At 35.4% G+C, this 21,091-nt stretch carries 17 protein-coding genes; 6 read left to right on the top strand and 11 right to left on the bottom strand.

What is annotated here, in order from left to right; genetic code table 11:
* Positions 1-161 precede the first annotated feature (161 nt).
* Entirely contained in the window at positions 162-1,847 is a 1,686-nt protein-coding gene (locus LV89_RS11435; protein WP_109743032.1) for a DNA polymerase/3'-5' exonuclease PolX, read from the top strand.
* A gap of 82 nt (positions 1,848-1,929) precedes the next feature.
* Here the strand turns inward: LV89_RS11435 and LV89_RS11430 are convergent, their stop codons facing one another.
* The gene (locus tag LV89_RS11430) at positions 1,930-2,661 is read right to left on the bottom strand and encodes an LOG family protein (protein ID WP_109743031.1); all 732 of its coding nucleotides are present in this window, start codon (positions 2,659-2,661) and stop codon (positions 1,930-1,932) included.
* A gap of 188 nt (positions 2,662-2,849) precedes the next feature.
* Here LV89_RS11430 and rpiB point away from each other — a divergent pair, with 188 nt between their 5' ends.
* Positions 2,850-3,290: a ribose 5-phosphate isomerase B gene (gene rpiB, locus LV89_RS11425; RefSeq protein WP_109743030.1), complete on the top strand. Its 441-nt coding sequence runs from the start codon at positions 2,850-2,852 to the stop codon at positions 3,288-3,290.
* A gap of 171 nt (positions 3,291-3,461) precedes the next feature.
* Here rpiB and rsgA read toward each other — a convergent pair whose 3' ends face one another.
* Both rsgA and LV89_RS11415 read right to left on the bottom strand, forming a co-directional pair.
* The gene (gene rsgA / locus LV89_RS11420) at positions 3,462-4,385 is read right to left on the bottom strand and encodes a ribosome small subunit-dependent GTPase A (protein WP_109743029.1); all 924 of its coding nucleotides are present in this window, start codon (positions 4,383-4,385) and stop codon (positions 3,462-3,464) included.
* Positions 4,382-5,680: a 3-deoxy-D-manno-octulosonic acid transferase gene (locus tag LV89_RS11415; RefSeq protein WP_109743028.1), complete on the bottom strand. Its 1,299-nt coding sequence runs from the start codon at positions 5,678-5,680 to the stop codon at positions 4,382-4,384. Before LV89_RS11415 ends, rsgA begins: the two co-directional genes overlap by 4 nt.
* Before the next feature lie 318 nt (positions 5,681-5,998).
* Between LV89_RS11415 and LV89_RS11410 the strand changes: the two genes are divergently transcribed.
* The gene (locus LV89_RS11410; RefSeq protein ID WP_109743027.1) at positions 5,999-7,414 is read left to right on the top strand and encodes an APC family permease; all 1,416 of its coding nucleotides are present in this window, start codon (positions 5,999-6,001) and stop codon (positions 7,412-7,414) included.
* Between the two features lie 257 nt (positions 7,415-7,671).
* Here the strand turns inward: LV89_RS11410 and LV89_RS11405 are convergent, their stop codons facing one another.
* From LV89_RS11405 to LV89_RS11385, 5 genes are all read right to left on the bottom strand, one after another.
* Positions 7,672-8,757, bottom strand: a complete 1,086-nt coding sequence (locus LV89_RS11405; protein WP_109743026.1) for an AbiH family protein — start codon at positions 8,755-8,757, stop codon at positions 7,672-7,674.
* A 12-nt stretch (positions 8,758-8,769) separates the two neighbouring features.
* A complete protein-coding gene (locus LV89_RS11400) occupies positions 8,770-10,173 on the bottom strand; it encodes a nicotinate phosphoribosyltransferase (protein ID WP_109743025.1) in 1,404 nt (467 codons plus the stop codon).
* A gap of 48 nt (positions 10,174-10,221) precedes the next feature.
* Positions 10,222-11,103 carry an NUDIX domain-containing protein gene (locus LV89_RS11395; RefSeq protein ID WP_109743024.1) on the bottom strand — a complete coding sequence of 294 codons (882 nt, stop codon included), beginning with the start codon at positions 11,101-11,103 and terminating at the stop codon, positions 10,222-10,224.
* Positions 11,104-11,278: 175 nt separating this feature from the next.
* Positions 11,279-11,980 (bottom strand): NUDIX hydrolase, encoded by a 702-nt coding sequence (locus tag LV89_RS11390; RefSeq protein WP_109743023.1) that lies wholly within the window; start codon positions 11,978-11,980, stop codon positions 11,279-11,281.
* A gap of 194 nt (positions 11,981-12,174) precedes the next feature.
* Entirely contained in the window at positions 12,175-12,753 is a 579-nt protein-coding gene (locus LV89_RS11385) for a hypothetical protein (protein WP_146199146.1), read from the bottom strand.
* Positions 12,754-13,035: 282 nt separating this feature from the next.
* Between LV89_RS11385 and LV89_RS11380 the strand changes: the two genes are divergently transcribed.
* Together LV89_RS11380 and LV89_RS11375 are read left to right on the top strand one after the other, a co-directional pair.
* Positions 13,036-13,683 (top strand): response regulator, encoded by a 648-nt coding sequence (locus LV89_RS11380; protein ID WP_109743021.1) that lies wholly within the window; start codon positions 13,036-13,038, stop codon positions 13,681-13,683.
* 114 nt (positions 13,684-13,797) lie between these two features.
* Positions 13,798-14,241, top strand: a complete 444-nt coding sequence (locus LV89_RS11375; RefSeq protein ID WP_109743020.1) for a LytR/AlgR family response regulator transcription factor — start codon at positions 13,798-13,800, stop codon at positions 14,239-14,241.
* A 587-nt stretch (positions 14,242-14,828) separates the two neighbouring features.
* On the opposite strand, the gene LV89_RS11370 is transcribed toward LV89_RS11375, so the two are convergent.
* The gene (locus tag LV89_RS11370; protein ID WP_109743019.1) at positions 14,829-16,214 is read right to left on the bottom strand and encodes a BamA/TamA family outer membrane protein; all 1,386 of its coding nucleotides are present in this window, start codon (positions 16,212-16,214) and stop codon (positions 14,829-14,831) included.
* A gap of 378 nt (positions 16,215-16,592) precedes the next feature.
* On the opposite strand from LV89_RS11370, the gene LV89_RS11365 reads away from it, so the two are divergent.
* The gene (locus LV89_RS11365) at positions 16,593-17,924 is read left to right on the top strand and encodes an MFS transporter (protein WP_109743018.1); all 1,332 of its coding nucleotides are present in this window, start codon (positions 16,593-16,595) and stop codon (positions 17,922-17,924) included.
* A 291-nt stretch (positions 17,925-18,215) separates the two neighbouring features.
* Here LV89_RS11365 and LV89_RS11360 read toward each other — a convergent pair whose 3' ends face one another.
* Positions 18,216-19,364: a hypothetical protein gene (locus LV89_RS11360; protein ID WP_146199145.1), complete on the bottom strand. Its 1,149-nt coding sequence runs from the start codon at positions 19,362-19,364 to the stop codon at positions 18,216-18,218.
* A 71-nt stretch (positions 19,365-19,435) separates the two neighbouring features.
* A complete protein-coding gene (locus LV89_RS11355) occupies positions 19,436-21,076 on the bottom strand; it encodes a RagB/SusD family nutrient uptake outer membrane protein (RefSeq protein WP_109743016.1) in 1,641 nt (546 codons plus the stop codon).
* Between the last annotated feature and the right edge of the window lie 15 nt (positions 21,077-21,091).

Raw genomic sequence — 21,091 nt, 5'->3', positions numbered from 1 at the left:
GAATGATATAACTTATCGAAAGTTGAGCCTATAACCTTTAGTTCAAATAAGTTATGTCGTAGTTAGTCTATAATAAATTCTATCTGCGAAAATCTGTTTAATCTGTAATATCTGTGGTCTAATTTTTTAAAACAACGTTTTAAATCTAATACCAAAATCCCATGTCCAACGAAGAAATCGTTTCCCTACTTGAATTAACGGTAAAACTCCTTGAATTACACGATGAAAATGAGTTTAAAATCAAAAATCTTGGTTTTGCGACTCGTGCTTTAGATAAAACGACCGAAGATTTGCTAAACCTTTCAGTTGAACAATTGGCTGGATTACCGAGCGTTGGAAAAAGTATTGCGGGTAAAATTGACGAAATCCGTAGAACAGGCACAACGCAAGAACTGACGGAATTGCTTTCACGCACTCCCGAAGGTGTGTTGGAAATGCTTCAAATTAAAGGAATTGGTCCTAAGAAAGTTCGTACCATTTGGCAAGAATTGGGTATTACCGATAACCGTGAGTTACTTTTAGCTTGCGAAAATGGCGAAGTGGCTAAACTGAAAGGTTTTGGCGATAAAATTCAAGCAACCATCAAAGAATCAATTCTTTATGCTCAGTCGAATACAGGGAAATTAAGAATGGAAAAAGGCGAAGAACTCGCTCAAATCCTTTTTGACGAACTTGAAAAGCAATTTGAACAGGTTGAAATTGTAGGCGATGTCAGACGTAAAAATGAAATTGTCAATTCAATTCAGTTGGTTGTTGGACATACAAAACCTTGGGAAGTTCAGCAGTTTTTAAACGCTCTCAATTATTTACAACAAGACGAAAAAATATCATCACCTTTTGCTTGGCGAGGAAAATTTCAAGAGAAAGAGATTCCAGTAGAAATACAAGTTTGTTCGCCACAACAATTTGTAAATCAGGTATTTATTTATTCTTCTTCCGAAAAACATTTGGCAACCAACGGCATTTACAAACGTGTAAATCAACAGATTTTTGATTCAGAAGAAGCCATTTATGAAAGCTTAAACATTCCATATATCATTCCAGAAATGCGTGAAGGTCGTTTTGAGTTTGATTGGGTTCAAAATCATCAAAATGAAGAATTGGTTACTTGGGATTCGTTGAAAGGAATTTTGCACAATCACTCCACTTATTCCGACGGTAAACATACTTTGGAAGCAATGGCAGATTATTGTCGTGAATTAGGTTTTGAATATCTTGGAATTGCCGACCACTCTAAAACGGCTTCTTACGCCAAAGGACTTTCGGAAGAAAGAATAATTGAACAACACGCTGAAATTGAGAAACTTAATCAGAAATATGCTTCAATGACTGACCGTCCTTTTAAAATTTTGAAAGGAATAGAATCGGATATTTTGGGTGATGGCTCTTTAGATTATGCCGATGATGTTTTGAAATCTTTTGACTATATCGTGGCGTCTATTCATCAAAATTTGAAGATGACTGAGGAGAAAGCAATGTCAAGAATTATCAAAGCCATTGAAAATCCATATACCACTATTTTAGGACACCCAACGGGAAGAATTTTATTGTCAAGAGCAGGTTATCCAATTGATTATCAAAAAGTTATTGATGCTTGTGCTGCCAATGGTGTGGTGATAGAAATTAATGCAAGTCCGTACCGTTTAGACTTAGATTGGCGTTGGATTCAGTACGCTTTAGAAAAAAATGTGATGCTTTCTATCAATCCAGATGCCCATGAAAAAGAAGGATATTTTGATATGCACTATGGTGTAGCAGTAGCACGCAAAGGAGGACTTACCAGCAAAATGACTTTTAATGTTTTAAGTTTGAGTGAGATGGAGGAGTATTTGAAAGGAAAAAGATAGAAAATGTAGGGACGAATAGCATTCGTCCAACGGAGTCTAATGATACTTCGCTGGACGAATGCTATTCGTCCCTACCCAACCCTTAAAAATTCGGTTTCAACAAATACTTCGCATAAAAATCGTCAATAACTTTTACGGCATCTGTTGGGTTATCCACGATTGAAATTAAATTCAAATCATCCGCTCCAATGTAGCCTTGTTCGAGCATCGTGTCTTTCACCCAGTCGAACAAACCACCCCAATATTTCTTACCAACCAAAACCACAGGGAAACGACCAATTTTTTGTGTTTGCATCAAGGTCAAAGACTCAAACATTTCATCTAATGTTCCAAATCCTCCGGGCATAATAATAAAGCCTTGTGAGTATTTTACAAACATTACTTTACGGACAAAAAAGAAGTCGAAATCTATGCTTTTGTCACGGTCAATATAGTCGTTAGGTTTTTGTTCAAAAGGTAATTCAATATTCAACCCAACCGATTTTCCACCTTGTAATTTAGCACCTTTATTACCCGCTTCCATAATTCCGGGCCCACCACCTGTAATTACGCCATAGCCGTGTCTTACCAATTTTGCGGCAATTTCTTCCGCCATTGTGTAATATGGATTGTCAGGCTTTGTTCTTGCCGACCCAAAAATAGATACACAAGGTCCAATTTTAGCTAATTTGTCAATGCCTTCTACAAACTCAGACATCACCTTGAAAATTCTCCAAGATTCTTCCGAATGGATTTCTGCCCAAGTATGGTCAACGAATGCTTTTTTAATTTTTTCATCTCCGCTTAATAGCCGCACACTTTCTCTTTCTGTCATAGTTTATTGATATTTAATTTTTACAAAAATTATTAGTCCGTAACTTTACGGAATTAACGTAACACAGACTTTAGTCTGTATGTTATAAAAACTTGCAGACTAAAGTCTGTGTTACATCTGACCGAGTCATCTGACCGAGTGAAATAACAAAAAAAAACATTCAATCGTTACAAATACTTACAAAATTTATGGATTTATCTAAAAAAATTGCCATCGGAGGCGACCATGCAGGGTTTGAATACAAAGCTGAATTAATCAAAGTATTAACAGCAGAAGGATATGAAGTGAAAGATTTTGGACCATACAGCAATGCTTCGTGCGACTATGCTGATTTTGCTCATCCTCTTGCTTCGGCAGTAGAAAATCAGGAATTTAGATGTGGTATTTTATTATGCGGAAGTGCAAATGGAGTGGCTATGACTGCCAATAAGCACCAAAAAATCCGTGCAGGATTGGCTTGGAATGTGGAGGTGGCTTCTTTGGTACGTTTACATAATGATGCCAATGTATTGTGTATTCCTGCTCGTTTTGTGACTTTAGAAGAAGCAATCGAAATTATGAATGTTTTTTTAGAAACTGATTTTGAAGGTGGCAGACATCAATTAAGAATAGACAAAATGCCGTGTTAATTTTTAGGTAGTTATGAGGTAGTAGGTATGAATTATGAATTATGAGGTAATAGTTATGAGGTATGAATTATGAGTTAGTAGGTATGAGTTAGTAGGTGTAATACACCCATACCTACTATCTTATACCTACTCACACCTCATAATTTATAACTCATAATTCATAACTCCTACCTATCTTCTATTATCATCATCGTCCATCATACTCAAATAACTTGAGTAGCGACTTTCTGCAATTTCTCCTTCGCTAACTGCTTCTAAAACAGCACATTTAGGTTCGTTGATGTGTTTGCAATTATGATATTTGCACTGTCCCATCATGGCTCTCATTTCTGGGAAAAAGTGCGAAAGCTCCTGTTTTTCAATATCAATCAACCCCAATTCTTTGATTCCTGGTGTATCAATAATGTACGAATTGTCCGCAATTTCAAACATGGTAGCAAAAGTAGTGGTGTGAACTCCTTTGTTGGCGAATGTTGAAATTTCAGTGGTTTTTAAGTCTAAATCAGGGGCAATTTGATTGACCAAAGTAGATTTTCCAACCCCCGAATGCCCCGATATTAAGGTAGTTTTGTCTTTTAAGATTTCTGCAAAATGGTCAATTCCGATATTTGCCGTTGCCGAAGTAAAAGCACAGGGATAACCAATTTCTTCGTACATCGCTGCCAAATCGGCTAAATAATCTTTTTCTTCTTCTGAAAGTAAATCTACCTTATTGAAAACTATCGTCGTTGGAATTCTGAACGATTCTGCTGAAACTAAAAATCTATCTAAAAAACCCAAAGATGTTCTTGGATAATTGAGGGTTACAATGATAACGGCTTGGTCGAGATTTGCCGCTAAAATATGCCCGTGAGCCGTTTTATGAACTGATTTTCGGATGATATAATTTTCTCGTTGTGTAATTTCAAAAATATTGCCCGTATTTTCAGTTTCGTCTTCTATATCAAAGAGAACCTTATCTCCAACCGCAATTGGATTGGAAGTTTTTAGTCCTTTTATTTTAAATTTTCCTCTCAAACGGCATTTCCAAACGTGTTTATTTTCGTCCACAACTTCATACCATGAACCCGTTGAGCGTATTACTAATCCTTTCATTTTTTGTTTCCGAACTCGAAAGTTCGGGTTACATAATTGATAATTTTATCTGTTCCTCCCAAATTCTCCTGCACGTATTGCCGAATGATATTTGTTTTGTTTTGTCTTAATGTTGAATCTTTATATAATTGAACAAAATTTTGCTCAAATTCTGCGGTGTTTGCAATGGCTTTTGCTCCGCCAAGTTGTTCTAAATCAACGGCTTCTTGGAATTTTTTATAAATTTCATTTCCGAAAAATATTGGTAAACCAAAAGTGGCAGCCTCCAAAATATTGTGTAACCCTTTGCCATAAGCACCGCCAATCCAAGCAAAATCTGCGTATTGATAAAGAGACGAAAGCATTCCGATATTGTCAATTATCAGGCAATTGGCAGTTTGCAAATCTACCTTTTTACTCTCAATTTCAGAATATCTGACGGTCTGACCTTCTAATGCTTTTCGCCATGATTCAATCTCTGCATCGTGAATTTCGTGCGGAGCAATGATGATTTTTAGTTCCTCTTCAAATTTATTCAAGAAGGGGAGAAGCACCTCAAAATCTTGTTGCCAACACGAACCTACAATCAATAAAGGCTTTTCATTTTTAAATGTTTTGATAATTGGTAATTCTTTTCGAGCATTGGCAATTTGTTGAACTCGGTCGAAACGGGTATCTCCGCCAATACTAACATTTTGAATACCAATATTTTGTAGCAAATTTAAGGACGATTGGTTTTGTACAAAAATATGGCTAAAATACTTTAAAATATTGCGATGAAAACCGCCGTACCACTTAAAAAATAGTTGATTTTCTCGGAAAATTGCTGAAAATGAAACCACAGGAATTTGCTTTTCTTGGAGAATGTGGAGGTAATTGTACCAAAATTCATATTTCACAAAAAAGGCAATCGAAGGATTTACTTTTTCAATAAATTCACGAGCATTTGTGGGTGTATCCGAAGGTAAATAACAAATAAAATCTGCCCCTTCATAGTTTTTGCGGATTTCGTAACCCGACGGAGAAAAGAACGTGAGTAAGATTTTATAGTCAGGAAATGTCTTTTTGAATTGTTCAATTACAGGTCTTCCTTGTTCAAATTCGCCCAAAGAAGCACAGTGAAACCAAGCTGTTTTTCGATTTTCGATGTTTGATATTTGATGTTCGGACGTTTCTAAACCAACATCAAACAATGGAAATTGAATTCCGTCTTTCCTTCCTTCAATCCATAGTTTTGCCTTCTGATTAAACGGACTAACCAGCCAAATAATGAACTGATAAGCATAAATCGAAAGATTATAAAGTAGTTTTGCCAATGATGTTTGTATTAATATTTATTTGAAAGTTTTGTTATTCAACGCAGGCAGGGTTCAAACCCTGCCTGCGTTTACTCGACGTAAAATGATAAAAGTTTTCAAAATTAACGTAAAAGCCACGAAGACACAAGGTTTTATATTTCTACATCAGTAGTACAGGTTTTCAACCTGTCAATACAGTCCGTTAAACCTGTCAACATTATTCCGATTAACAAGTTGGAAACCTGTTTTACGAAATAGAAAATAGCCTCAAAATGTAATTTACGTCGGATAAATCCTTAATTTGTAAGCTATATCATAAACACAAGAAACCTTTTCATGCAAGAATCCTCTAATAATCAAGGGCAATTAGTCCGTTCTATTGGTTTAATTTCAGCAATTGTTTTAATTATCAGTTCCGTTATTGGAACAGGCGTTTTCAAGAAAGTTGCTGCCATGTCGGCAGAATTACAATCTCCCGTTTTAGTATTAATAGCTTGGTTATTAGCAGGTTTGATAAGTTTGGCAGGTACATTGTCAAATGCCGAAGTTGCCAGTATGTTGGCAGATTCGGGCGGAGATTTTGTCTATTTCAAGAAAATCTACAACCGTTTTTTCGCTTTTCTTTTTGGTTGGACAAACTTCGCTGTAATCCGTACCGCTTCTATTGCTTCTATTGCTTATGTTTTTGCCCAATCGTTAAATACGCTCGTTGTTTTTCCAGAAACTTCAAAAGCTCTATCGGATTTTAGCTTTTTCGGCTTACATCTTTTTGATAATTTAAGCGTAAAGTTAGTTGCCATTGCTTTGATAATTTTTCAAACCTATTTCAATTATCGTGGACTCAAATTGGGCGAAAATCTTAGTCGTGTATTAACGGCGTTGATGTTTATTGTGATGTTGACAATCATTATATTGGGGCTAACATCAAGTGTGGGAAGCATTGATAATATCACGACGAATAGCGTAAAATACAATGCCGATACGATGTCGGGAGGAGTGCTATTTAAGGCATTAGCATTGGCTTGTTTAAGTGCATTTTGGGGTTATGAAGGTTGGGCAAGTGTGGGTTTTATTGGGGGAGAAATGAAAAATCCACAACGAAATTTACCTTTGGCACTCATCAGCGGAATGGTTATTGTTATTGTGACGTACTTGTTGATGAATTTTGTGTATCTCTATATTTTACCGATTGATGAATTTATCAATATTTACGAATCCAAGAATGGAATTGCTGCCGTAGCTGTTGTTAATAGCTTTTTAGGCTCATGGGGTAGCTTGCTGATTTCTGGGTTAATATTGGTTGCTACTTTCAATTGTTCGAGTACAACTATTTTATTGGCTTCGAGATTGTTCTATGCTATGGCTCGTGATAATATGTTTTTTAAGAAGGTAGATTATATTCACCCAAAATACAATACGCCATCAAAAGCCTTGTTTATTCAAGCTATCTGGACTTGCCTTTTGGTGCTTTCTGGTACATTCGACCAGTTGACCGATATGTTAATTTTTGCGGCATTTATCTTTTACGGAGCAACGGCTTTAGGTGTTTTTATTTTGCGTAGAACTATGCCTGACACTCCTCGCCCGTACAAAGTAATTGGTTATCCAGTAGTACCCGCTATTTTTATTTTATTCTGTGTTGCCCTGATTATCAATACATTAATTGAAAAACCTTACGAAGCCCTGAGCGGTTTAGGATTAATGGCGACGGGTTTGCCTTTTTATTTTTATTGGGCAAAGAAGAAATCGTAGAGACGTTTCCTGAAACGTCTTCGGACGAATAAATAATTGTCCATTTATTTGTCATAAACATTTCAAAAAACGTCTTCAGACGAATAAATGGAGGATTAATATTTCTTCGATTTGTTTTTCCGCAAGACGTTTCAGGAAACGTCTCTACCATAAAATACGCCAAATATTTGTCGTTGTGTTGGTTGAAAAGACCGACAAATTAATCCTATAATTTTTGAATCTTAAAACTCATAGTTCGAATAAATTATTGAGAGATTTTATTTGCAAATAAGTGCTTGACATTCACTAAAATTCACTATCCGTTTTCTCATTTTAGCTTTATCATTAAAATGCCTCGAAATTTCTTGTGTTTTATAAGTGTAATCATTTTCTCCATTAGCATTTTCATAATAGTGAATCTTAATCGCCTCACAATTATCATGTTCAAAAATTGTATTTAAGAGAACTCTATCAGAAAGTCCACAAGAATGTCCTACAATTTCTACATCAAATAAATCAGACTCAATAAAACTTAAAAGCTTCTGATAGTTATTTGTTTTAAAATAGCCAAATGATTTAAAATGATAAAGGAACGAATTAATATTTAATTCTTCAATTTTCTTATAATACTCATCTATTTCATCTCCATAACCAAAAATTATAGGGTTATTTGGGTCATTTAGTTTTCCATGTATGTAAATTAGTTCCTCTTTTGTATTTCCTGTGTTTGCATTTTTAGTGTAATGTTCTATGGTATTCGTATAGTTAAAATTGAGAAATACAATCTTTTTGTCAGTATTCTTAAAACTATTATACCACTCATCTTGGACAATATTTCCAAAATTTTGAATGAAATTTGGGTTGAGATTCTCAATATCATTTTGTTGAATAATAGTTAAATACTCTTCTAATTTATTTCTTAAACAATTAAATTTTTGGTTTAACAGGCTTAAACTTTCTATGCAAGTAGGATTATTTACATTACTTGAATCCGAAATATGCAATTTGTATATCTCAACTATATACGCATAAAATTCATTTTCAATGTTAATCCAATTGAACCCTGAATTAAGTTTAATTAGACGATCTAAAAGATGCGAATACCTTAGTTGAATGTCATTATTATTATTATCTTTTTGTAACTCAAGCAAGGAGTTCTTTGGTTTTAATTGAGAAAGCGTATTTCGAGAGTCCACTCTTGTTATTTCTATCAAATCATCAGTATAATGTGAATTCTCTGTTGCTCTTTTCATACAATCCTCTTTATACCACTCTATAAAATCACTATAACTTGTTTCAAATCTATGTGCCAAGTCGAACCCATTACCAATGATTACTAACTTATTTCTTTCTGTTTTTTTCATTTTCTCTATTTTTTATTTTAAATTATTCTCCTTAACCCCTTGAAAATCAATTTCTCTCAAGATTTTGCCGTTCTCAAAAACAGTCTGTAAAATATCCTCACCGTCTTCGTTAATGGCTTTGGTGATGTACATTTCATTTTCTTTTACCAATTTCAAACGACCTCTTTTACTCTTTTTGCCGTGGTCGGTTGCGGGGTCTTTATATACGTCACGGTCTTCGCCATTTACGGTTGCACAACTGCATTTGAAGGCAAATTTTTGGGTATCTCTATGTACTTTTTGTAGCAATGCACCACCCATGCCAAAAGCCACATTGTCGGCACTCCAACCGTGTTTTTTTAGGTGTTCCAAAATCTCACCAATACTTTCATAATTCACACCGTCGCCCTGTATAATTCTGATTTTCGGGTTCAATACTTTGTACCCTTTTTCATTGATGCTATACCCGATTTTTTCGCCTAAAATTTGCGTACATTTTAGCACCACATCTTTCGGTTCTCCACTGTCAGGACGTACCACGAGTGTTCCATTTCTTTGTAGAATATTATCTTTTAAAACCTCTCCCCAAATCTTTTCGCAAGCGTTATAAATATCGTAGCTATCACTCACTACTGCCACCAAACCTTCTGGATATTGTTGAAGCATATTTTGGTAAGCATCGGTTTCATTATCACGTCCCCAACTGGTAATGGTGCTATGTTCCGCCGCAGGAATACTAAAGCCAAACATTGGAAACCCCATCCCCAACCCTTCCCCAACAGGGAAGGGGGCATAGTATTCTTGAATAAAAGTTAAAGCCGCTACGGTGTCTGTTCCCATAAAGTTTACCAAGTGAGCCGCTCCACCAATACCCGCACTTTGTACGCTACTGACACCTCTAAAGCCAAAATCATGGAGTTTGAAATCAATCGTGCTTGGGTCGCCAGTTTCTTCTAAATATTTTGTAATCAACGTTTTAACTTCTCGGCTAATAGTGGCTACTGTGCAAGGATACCACAATTGAAGCAAAAGTGTTTCCAAGAAATTAGTAAGCCAAAAACAATTTGGGTCGGTATTTTCAATGGTCAACATTACATTATGTGTTGGAATAACTGTACCTTCTGCTACCGCTTTTATACGGATAGGTAAATGCCCGTTGTGGGTGTGTAAAATGTATTCCCAACCTGCTTTGTTGAATAGTTTTTCAGTGCCAAAATGGGCAGCGTAAATTTTATCCGCACGGTCAATTTTCTCTTGCGTAACCACTTGTCCTTCGAGATATTCTTTCAATAAATATTGTAATCCAAAGAAAGTTACGCCTTCAAATTCACCTCCACGACTTTCAAAATAGCTATAAATTTGACTTGTTCCCGCAGGATATTGTTTGTAATGACTTAGTTTATAACTGTCGGTCAATAAGATTATATTTGGTTGCATAATTTTATTTTTTTAGTTTATGCTTTTAAAGCGTGATATTTTTAATGTTCAGACAAGTTTCTCTTTCAATAACCTCCACAAAACTCGATGTTCAACCACAAAATCTTCCTCCCTCAAATCGCTAATTTTAAACCATTTTAGCTCTGCAATGTCATCTTGGGCAATGGCTTCACCTGAGATATAATCGGCTTTAAAAAGTGTCGTGATAATTTTATCTTCTTCGTGTCTATATCGCCAATCGTCAATTCTTGCCGTGCCAACGTATTGCAAATTGCCTACTTCCACACCTGTTTCTTCTTGGGCTTCACGGGCAGCAGTTTGCTCAAAATTATCGTCGGTTGGGTCAACAAAACCGCCAATAAATCTGAATAACGTTTGATGTGGTTTTCGTCCTAATAAAAGTTCATTCCCTTTCAAAATAGCAACATCAACGGTTGGAAATACTTTTGGATATTGATTGTAAGCGGCAAAAATTACCCCTGCTCTAAAATCTGGACTTGCTTTCGTTTCCTGACTTACTTCTTTGCGGATTTCTGTGCCTGAGAAATTGGCAATTTGTTCTATTTCGGTAGTTTCAAAATTGCCTGTGTATGCACCTCTAAAACTATCTCGACCACCATATAATAGAACGTCACCAACAGGAGCAACTTCTCTGATTCTTTTGTCCAATTCTCTGCTCCAATCAGTATCGTAAGGCATATCTGGCAAAGCCAAAACTGTTACGTTGGGAAACAATTTCAAAATCATTTCTTTGCGTGTAATGAAATCAAGCGGGTTTTTCTTGGTAACTAAAACGGGTGTAACGCCTAAAAAAATAATAACTCTTTTATGATTATCAATCACTCGCTGAATTAATTCTTGATGAGCAACGTGCAACGCTGGCACTTGAAAACGCCCAACAATAACGCCTATTTCTTGTATGTTTTTCATGATTTTTTCTCAGGTTTTAGTTTTTAGGTGTTTGGTTTTAGGGGGTCTATTTGTGACGAGACTACGAACCTCTAAAATCTACCTACATTATTTTTAAAGTTTTAGTTGATTGGTTTTGGAGAGATTAATTTGCAATTGTACACTAACCCCTAAATCCTGACCCCCAACACCTATTCTACACCAATTCCAAATAAATTCCTTCTTTCATCAAAACGTCATATCGTTCTCTATCGAATTCGTAATATGATGCGGCTTTGTGAGCTACGTTTTGTTGTTTTTCGGGTAATTGTTTTAGAATTTGCATGGATAATAATTTCTTTCTAAAATTCCGACGGTCGAGCGATTTTCCTAAAATAGCTTCGTACAATTGTTGCAATTGTGGAATGGTAAATTTGGCATTCATCAACTCAAAACCAATAGGCTGATACCTGATTTTTCCTCTGATTCTATCAATAGCCGTTGTTAAAATAAGATTATGGTCGAAGGCTAAATTTCCAACTTCCAAAATATCTTTCCACTCAATCTGCAATTCATCGTTCCCTGCAATCAATTCAAAATCTGCCGTTTTAACAAGTCCCATATACGCTACTGAAATTACTCGTTCACGTGGGTCACGGGAGGGCGAGCCAAACGTAAAAAGTTGCTCCAAGTACACACCCGAAATATTTCCTTCTTTCTGTAAAACACGTTCGGCACAACTTTCTAAAGATTCATTTTCATCAACAAAAGCCCCGGGCAATGCCCACATTTTAGCAAAAGGCTCACTTTTCCGTTGAATCAGCATCACTTTGAGGTTTTGTCCGTCAAAACCAAAAATAATACAGTCCACCGTAACGGCTGGGTGAGGGTATTGATATTTATAAAATTGCTCTTTCATTTTTTTGTTTCAAAGTGTAATTATTACGCAAAGATTAATAATTAAAATTTTACTTCCAAATTTTAAAGTGTAAATTTTACACAATGAAATTTTGGACATAAAAAAACTGTCATCGTGCAATGACAGTTTTTGAGGTAGGACAGGTTTCCAACCTGTCAAAAATAACATAAACAGATTAGAAATCTGTTATACATTTATTGCAACATTTTATCTCCGCTTTTAGCAAAAATAATCTTCAAACCCGGGTCTTTTGCAGTGCTTACGTTTTGAAGTAACAGTTCGTTTTGAGCATCTGGTAATTTCCACGTACTCATTTTAGAAATACCTTTTCCTTGTCCGTATTTTTTGTCAAAATAACCTTTAAATTCGTTCATAAGGCTATCAACTGCCGTTTGTCTTTCGATATAAACATCAATAGAAATAGCTCCAACCTTATTTTCAGCGTCTTTTATGTAAGCAATATCTGCAAAATTTAGGTCGGTATCATCAAAATATTCGGTAAAACCTTTTCCATTTTCTGGTTGGGTTTCGGCAGGAAGTGTTGTTTCTTGGATAGTTTCAATATTATCTCCAATACTTACGCCACGTGCCATGCCAGCGTCAGATTTTAGAATTGCCTGAAAGATTGGGCTATAATTTTCAAGAGAACTCACTTTTGCTGTTGTATCAGCAGTGGCTGTTGTGTCAGTTTCAGCGTTTTGCTTTTTATCCTGACAAGATATTTGGGCGAAAGTCAGTAAAATGAAACAGAAGTAAACGTAATATTTTTTCACGAATTGTTGAGTTAAGTTTAAAATTGGGAACAACAAGAGGTTGTCTAAGAGTCAATAAGTCTGTAAGGAATAGGTCGGAAGGAGAAATATAATTGGATAAAATTTCTTACGACTTATGAATGACGAATTTCGGACACACTCTTTGTGTTGACAAAGGTACAAAAAAATATACAACACCAATTCCTGCTAAAAATCATCAAATATCACCCAATCATGTGATACCGTTAGATAAATATTTATTGTAATATTGTAGGTGAATATTTAAAAGCCCTGTTTCAATCCATGACTTCTGAAGCAATAAGAATAGTAGTGTACGAAGATAATCCAGACTTACGGGAAAGCCTTTCCGTTTTATTAAGAGGTTCTATGGGATTTGAGTTGATAGGAGCTTTTGTAAACTGCGAAAAGGTAGCAGAACAAATGGAAGCGTTGCGACCAGATGTGGTGTTGATGGACATTGATATGCCCGTTGCTAATGGCATAAAAGGCTTGAAAATTATCAAAAAAATAGCTCCAGAAGTAAATGTTTTGATGTTTACGGTATTTGAAGATAATGAAAATATTTTTGAGGCAATATGTTCAGGTGCAGTTGGTTATCTCTTGAAAAGAACACCACCTGTTAGACTTTTAGAAGCCATTAATGATGCTTATAATGGAGGAGCTCCGATGACATCAAGCGTTGCACGAAAAGTTTTACAAATGTTGCCACCTCAGCAAAGAACAGCAGATAATGTTTCCTATAAATTGACAGAGCGAGAAACTGAAATATTGAACTTGTTAGTGAAGGGAAATAGTTATAAAATGATTGCCGACAAATGTGGAATTAGCATGGATACCGTGCGTACCCATATCAAAAAAATATATGATAAGTTGCACGTTCATTCTCAAACAGAGGCGGTAGCGAAGGCAATTCATGAGAATATAGTTTAGCAAATATCATATCATCATGTGATTGATTAGTAAAATTTTACCTGCCAACTTTGCATCACTTACTAACCACATGATAGAGACAATATTATTTATGGAACTAAACTTAAAACTATCATGGTAACAACATTAACAAACGCAACCTCTTTTGCAGTTGCAAATTTCAAAAGAGAATTTAATAATTTTGGGACTGAAACTCGTTTATTAAAAGAACCAAGTATTTCATTACCTATCTCTTGTAAAAAAACGATTTCAGTAGCTTGGAAAGATATTAGCCATCTTGAAGCAATTAGCAATTACACCATGTTTTATTTTAATAATGGAAAAAAATTGCTTGTTTCACGTACAATGAAAGATTTTTTAGCTAAATTAGATGCCGAATTATTCGTGAGAGTTCACAAATCTTTTGCAATTAATTTGAACTATTTAATACAATTCGACGTTAAAGAAGAAATGTTTGTGCAACTGAAAGATGGTAAAAAGATTTCGGTTTCACGAAGAAAGAAAAAAGCTTTTTTAGAAAAAACTAAGAATTACTTAGGAACTTCACAAGTTTTTTAATTAAATTGCGTTGTAAAAGAACAACAATAATAAACAAGAAATTAGTGGTTAGGTATTTAGGAAACGGGGGCAATCTCTATTGCCCCATGTTTTTAAGACCAACCAATCAAAATATTTAAGATAATAGGTGTAGAACTATTAATTTGCACAGGGGGATGTTTTTAACGTTCCCTTTTGTCTTTTATAAGGGTCAAGAAAAGTTTATGAGTTGAGGGTTTATGAGTTTATGAGTTGAGGGTTTATGAGTTTATGATTTGAGGGTTTATAAGTTTATGAATTGAGGGTTTATAAGTTTATGAGTTGAGGGTTTATGAGTTTATGAGTTGAGGGTTTATGAGTTTATGAGTTGAGGGTTTATGAGTTGAGGGTTTATGAGTTTATGAGTGTGAGGGTTTATGAGTGTGAGGGTTTATGAGTTTATGAGTGAAAGGTTTGATAAAAAGATATTTTTTATTGATTTTTGGGAACTTAATTTGCAGAAACCGCCTTTTTTACGACCTACGACCTACGACCTACGACCTACGACCTACGACCTACGACCTACGACCTACGACCTACGACCTACGACCTACGACCTACGACCCACTTTAAAATTCTCTTCCAATTCCAAATACAAAATTTCTTTCTTTTTTGTCGTTTAGTACGTAGCTAAAACGAATTACCATATTATAATAGGTTACGAAATCCAGTCCGAAGCCACCACCATAAATTAACCTATTGGCTAATTTGCTTTTATTTTCGGTAGCAAAGTTGTTTTGAACATAGCCATAATCCATAAAAATATTGGGGTAAATCCCAATAGGAATGGTGTTGAATTGTTTGATTTTAAGAAATTTGAGATGAATTTTACTATTGATTAATTGAAATTTTAAATTATTTCTTGCCAACAAAAAGGAACTGCCATCTACAACATATAACTCATAACCTCTTACTAAATCTCCAAAATAGCCTAAGCCCCGAGTATTGATAAAAGGTTGACGCTCAGGGAAGGACACTTTCCCTTTTAAATACAATCCATAGTAAATTTTCTTAGAAATAGGTTTGTACAAAGAATAAGCGGCAGTAAGTTCTAATTGGTTGATGTCATCATTTGGGAGAAGTCCAGATTTGTTTAAAAGTAATTCATAGCGATTGCCCCGAAGTGGATAAGCGACATTATCCCGAAAATCATAATTAAAGTAATAACTCAGTTGGAAATATCTTTGAGTTGTTCGATTATCTAAAAAATAATTTGGGTTCAAGTTACTGATAGTATCCGCAATGGAATTGTTATTATAGCGTAATTCTAAGGTATGAGTATCATAAAATCCGTATCTTTTGCGGAGGTAAATGGCGGCTGATAGGCGTTTCCGAAGGATTTCTTCAAAATTTTTAAAATAATAAAGTGTATCGTTTAAACTTTTGAAAGCTAAATTTTTATTGGCAATATAAGTAACACTAAAACCAGCTCCCGTTTTTTGAGCCTTATTTATATAGGGAATTCGATAACCCAATTCAAGACGTTGTGTAAAACCTGTTTCGAGTCGGAGGTTTATGCGTTCGGCTCTTCCTCTAAAATTTCCATGTAGCAGGTCAATACCATAAGTTGTTCGGCTCAAACTTGCTCCTCTTTGCCACCATTCGGCATAATTTCTATCAACAATTTGAAAAACAGGGTATCCCAAAATATACCATTGCTCCATGAGTTTGATGTCGATACTTATTTGATTTTTAGCAACTTCAACCGTTTTTAATTCTACGGAATTGAAGAGGTTTGTATTGTTAAGTTTTCGACGAGTCAGGTCTAACTTTTTATCAATTTCACTTTTGAGGATAGTATCGCCTGTTCCAAAATCCAATTCTCTCAGAATGATACTTTCTTTTGTTTTTTGATTGCCCGAAATATTTATTTGCTTGATAATAAGTACGCTATCAGCTTTTGGAAGCGGATTGTTATCTAATAAAAAAGAAAAGAGAAAGGCGAAAAGTAGCATACTTCAAAGATAATAATTTCGTCTTTAAGGTTTGATAGTTGGTTTTAGATAAATGTTTTTAAGAAGAAAAATTAAAGTTAATCTTCTTAAAAGACAATAAAATGAGTAATATTGTGTGATAGCTATTAAATTTAGAAGATAGGTGAAATCGTGAAAGATTAGCCATTTTCTTGAACCTGTTTAAACTTTTCGTTTTGAATGGGAATTGAATTGATTTTATGATTGTGTTTTAAAAATTTGTGACATATAGCATCGCTACATTGAATAAATTTTTAAAGCACAGGCTTCAAATGAAACGATTTACAACGAAAGGAATAAGTTTAAACAGGTTCTTTTATAGATTCTATCAATTTTAACCATTTTTATTATACAGAACTTATGTTAAAACCCCGCTTAACTTTTTCCCAAATTATTAATATGAATGTTGGCTTTTTCGGCATTCAATATAGTTTCGGACTCCAGCAAAGTGCAGTTAACCCCATTTATGATTTTTTAGGAGCTAACCCTGATGATATTCCATTCTTGAATTTGGCAGGTCCAATGACTGGACTTTTAGTACAACCAATAATTGGAGCATTGTCTGATAAAACGTGGTCGCCTCGCTTTGGACGTAGAAAACCCTTCTTTTTAGTAGGTGCTTTAATGTGTAGTTTGGCATTGTTTATTTACCCGTTTAGTAGTTCTTTGTGGATGGCTGCGGGTTTATTATGGATTTTGGACGTTGGTAATAATACTGCTATGGAGCCATATCGTGCTTTTATTGCGGATAAATTGGATGCTTCACAACAGCCAACGGGTTTTCAGGCTCAGAGTTTTTTTACGGGTTTAGGACAAACGCTTTCCAATCTTTCATTGTATATTTTCCCATTAATTTTTATTGGAAAAACAGGAGCTTTACCTACATGGGTGTATGCGTCGTTTTTCTTAGGGGCAGTTTGTTCGATTGGCTCAATTTGGTGGAGTACAAAAACTACCCCTGAGATACCACCAAGCGAAGAAGAGTTAGCCGAAATGAAAGCCTCTCCACTCAATGTATTTTCACCATTTACGGATATTTTTACTGCCATCAGAGATATGCCAAAAGTGATGTGGCAATTGGCTTTGGTATATTTATTTCAATGGTATGCGTTGTTTTGTTATTGGCAAAATTCCTCAAAAAGTATTGCTTTGACAGTTTTTCATGCTACCCCCAAAGATAATCCAGATTTATACAGTGAAGCCGTAAGTTGGACTGGTTTAGTAAATGGTTGGTACAATATTGTGATGTTTTTGGTTGCTTTTAGTTTGGTTTATTTTGCCAAAAAATATTCTCCAAAATTGGTACACGCTTTCTGTTTATTGTTGGCAGGTTTGGGTTTTGTAGCCTTTTCGATAATTGAGAATAAATATTTGCTTTTCCCTGCTATTACAGGGTTTGGGATTGGTTGGGCAAGTATGATGGGGATTCCTTATTTGATGGTAGTTTCTTCAATTCCAAAAGAAAGGTATGGCGTTTATATGGGAATTATCAATATGATGATTGTTGTGCCAATGTTGATTCAGACGTTAACATTTGGTTTTATTTTAAAGAATTTTTTAGGCAATGACCCAAGTAAGGCGGTAACATTTGCAGGAGTTTTATTATTAATTGCCGCAGGAGCAACTTTATTAATGAAATCTGGTAAAATTGCTGATGACCAAGAAGTTGTCATGAGTGGGGGAGGGCATTAGTGAGTTTTGGTGGGTATGAGTAAGTACAAGGACGATTTAAGAATTACGATTTACGATTATCATAAGCTTGATTATCAATGGTTTGTGGGATTTTAAAATAGTATTTTATTTTGTGCCATTACTTAGTTTTCGTTATGAAAAGAATATCGAAATAAGGCGTTTAAAAAATATCCCCTCATAAGTTTTTATCACTTATGAGGGGATATTTTTTAAAATACAGATAGGAAATACATCCTACCTGTATGAAGTGTATAAGGCAAATTATACACACTTGTTTGGCGGTTAGAGATTCTACTTTTTAATAAACATTACATCGTCAAAATATAACGTTTCTGTTTTGTCAGGTCCTTTAAGTCTCCACCCAAATTGTTTTAGGGTAGTACCTGGGTACCAAAAATCTAAGTCTGCTAAAGCAATTTTGTAGTAATTCCAAACTTTGGGAGCAACGTCAATTTTGTTTTTATCCAAATAGTTTCCAAAACCAACTTTTGAAGCATCAGACTGAATCCAGAATGAAATGGCGTTTTCACCACCTTTGATAGCGAATGTCAGATATTTATAGTCAGCCGAATATTCTACTGAAGGCCACCAGTTACTAAATGCCGCCATGTGCCAATTGCCCGCTGCAAAAGTTTTAACAAGTGATTTTTTCCCTGCATAAGCTTGGTCTGAATTAACAATGAGAGGGTCGCCCCAAGAGTTATTGCCAAAATCTTTCCCAAAATCTTCTGTGAATATTTGTAATGCAACATCAGCATTGACAAACTCCAATCCTCTCGTAGTTACAACACCACTCGAATTGGTAATATCTAAAGTAGTTTGGCTAATATTGGTCGAAGGAAATCTTAATACGATGGTTTCATTTCCGACTTTATCCTTCGTTTTTGAGATAATTTTTACAGCAGTAGTCGTTTTAGAAAAAACTACACTGGTAACGTCTGAAAAGTTTTTGCCTGTTAAAGTGATGTCACCTCTGTCACTACCGAAAGTTATTTTATCCGTAGAATATACCGCAGGTTTAGCAATCACTTTAAAGTTGAAAACCGCTTCACCATGAGAAGTAACCAATCTAAGTTTATTGTCAGCAGTTGAGTCTGTTGGAACTCCTCCAGGTAATGTAATAATCAAATGGGTATCGGTATTATAAGTCGGATTAAAAGCACTGTTGTATCCATTGAAATAGGCATTGACAACGCCACCGATATTCTGCCCATTGATAACCAATAATTTATAAGGTTCTGCCCCTACGATACTACTGTCTTTATATCGTGCGATGGTATCCAATAAATAAACTTTTGTGATACTTGGCGTACCCGTAGAAAATTTAGGAATACCTGTTTCGTCTTCAATACAAGATGAAAGCATAGTAACACTCACCAAAGTAACCAGAAGCATTAGGGCGGTAAGTTTACTAAATATAAAATCTATTGTTTTTTTCATTTTTGTAATTGTTTAATGAGTATGTGCCATTTCTGACACAACCTCATATCATTTTTTAAGATTCTTGATACTTAAAACTTATATGGAACGGGTGGTTTTAATAAGTTTGGAGCTTGTGCCGTTTCGGTATCAGGGATTGGTAAATAGAATGTTGATGGAATTAATTTGAACGTACTTGGCGTACGACTGATGAAGGTATATTCACGTTTTTTAGTGGCAGTACCTGTTCCCGCTTTAATTCTGATAGCATAATTACCTCTTATTTGTTTGCCGATAATGTCAATAACTTTTTGGGGATTGTAGTAATAAAGTCTTACCAAATCATACCAAGAGTCACCTTCAACGGCAAATTCGTAGCGTCTTTCGTGCAATAAATCATCAATATTAAATTTAGTTACCGATGCTAAACCTGCTCTTGTACGAATGGCATTATAATATTGTAATGCTTCAGGGTCAGACGTTGATGCGTTATTTCCTAAAATGGCTTCGGCATAAATCAAATAGACGTCTGCCAAACGTTGCATATAACTGTTGTTTGGAGCAGCTTGTTGTTGTCCGAGTCCGCCATTGTCGTCTGGAGTTCCTACAATGTATTTTTTGAAATGGGCAAAGTTCTCCCAACTGTCATCCGAAGGAATTGGCTCTCTCCATCCACCTTTTGCTTTAATTAATTCAGGATAATGATAACCTGGAAGCATAAAAGTAGCTTTTACACGAATAGAGTCAGACGGATTAGCGTTAACAAGATAGTCATAAGATGCACCGTTGCCACCTCCCCAACCATCAGAGAAACCCGTTAATTGGCTATTGGCTGCAAATTGAGATTGGAATTGATTACCAGAACCATATCCGCCATTGCTAACCCATTGTAAACCAAATAGTTGTTCTGGGTTATTGTTGTTTGCCGTTAGGAATAAGTCTGAATAATTTTGCATTAATTGGAAAGGTCCATTTTTGATAACGTCTCTTGCATAATATTTGGCACTATCTAAATACATTTGGCTTCTTTGTCCATTGCTTGACCCAAGTCCAGCACGTGTTAGATAAAACTTGGCTAACATTCCTTTGGCAGAATATGAATTTAAACGTCCAGACCCCGCAGAACTTGAAGTTGGAAGTAATCTAACTGCTGCCTGCATATCACGAATGGCAAATTCCCAAACGGTTTCAATGGTATTACGAGTTAAGGTTGTGTCTGAACCTTGTTTTAAATTATCTGTAATAATGGGTACTGCTCCCCAGTTTTGTACTAAATACGAATACGCCACACCACGCATATAACGAGCTTCACCGATTGCTCTTCTTTTTGCCACGTCCGAAACCCCTGCTTTTGAATACGTATTTACGTTATACATCAACACGTTTGACTGTGCGATAATGGTAAAAAACGAGTTCCAAGAATCTCTTAAATCACTGTTGGTATTGGAAACATTGAACTGATAAAACTGTTGCCAGTTACCATTGTACGGACTAATCATGTTACCCGCACGTCCATCTCCGAAAGACAATAATGCTTGTCCGTTTGAGCCAAACCAAACTTTATTGTAAAGTGCGGCAGTACCTGCTAATAATTCGGCATCAGTATTAAAGAAATTGGGTGCTGTTAAGCTTCCTCGTGGAGGCGTATCTAAGAATTCTTCAGAACAACTTGCCAATCCAACTAATGCAGTTAGGGTGACAAATAAGAATTTTATGAAGTTATATTTTTTCATTTTATAAATATTTTT

The sequence above is a fragment of the Arcicella aurantiaca genome, assembly GCF_003148625.1.
In the GTDB taxonomy this organism is placed as follows: domain Bacteria; phylum Bacteroidota; class Bacteroidia; order Cytophagales; family Spirosomataceae; genus Arcicella; species Arcicella aurantiaca.
The sequence above is the reverse complement of the archived record's forward strand: the minus strand, read 5'-3'. Positions and strand labels throughout refer to the sequence as shown.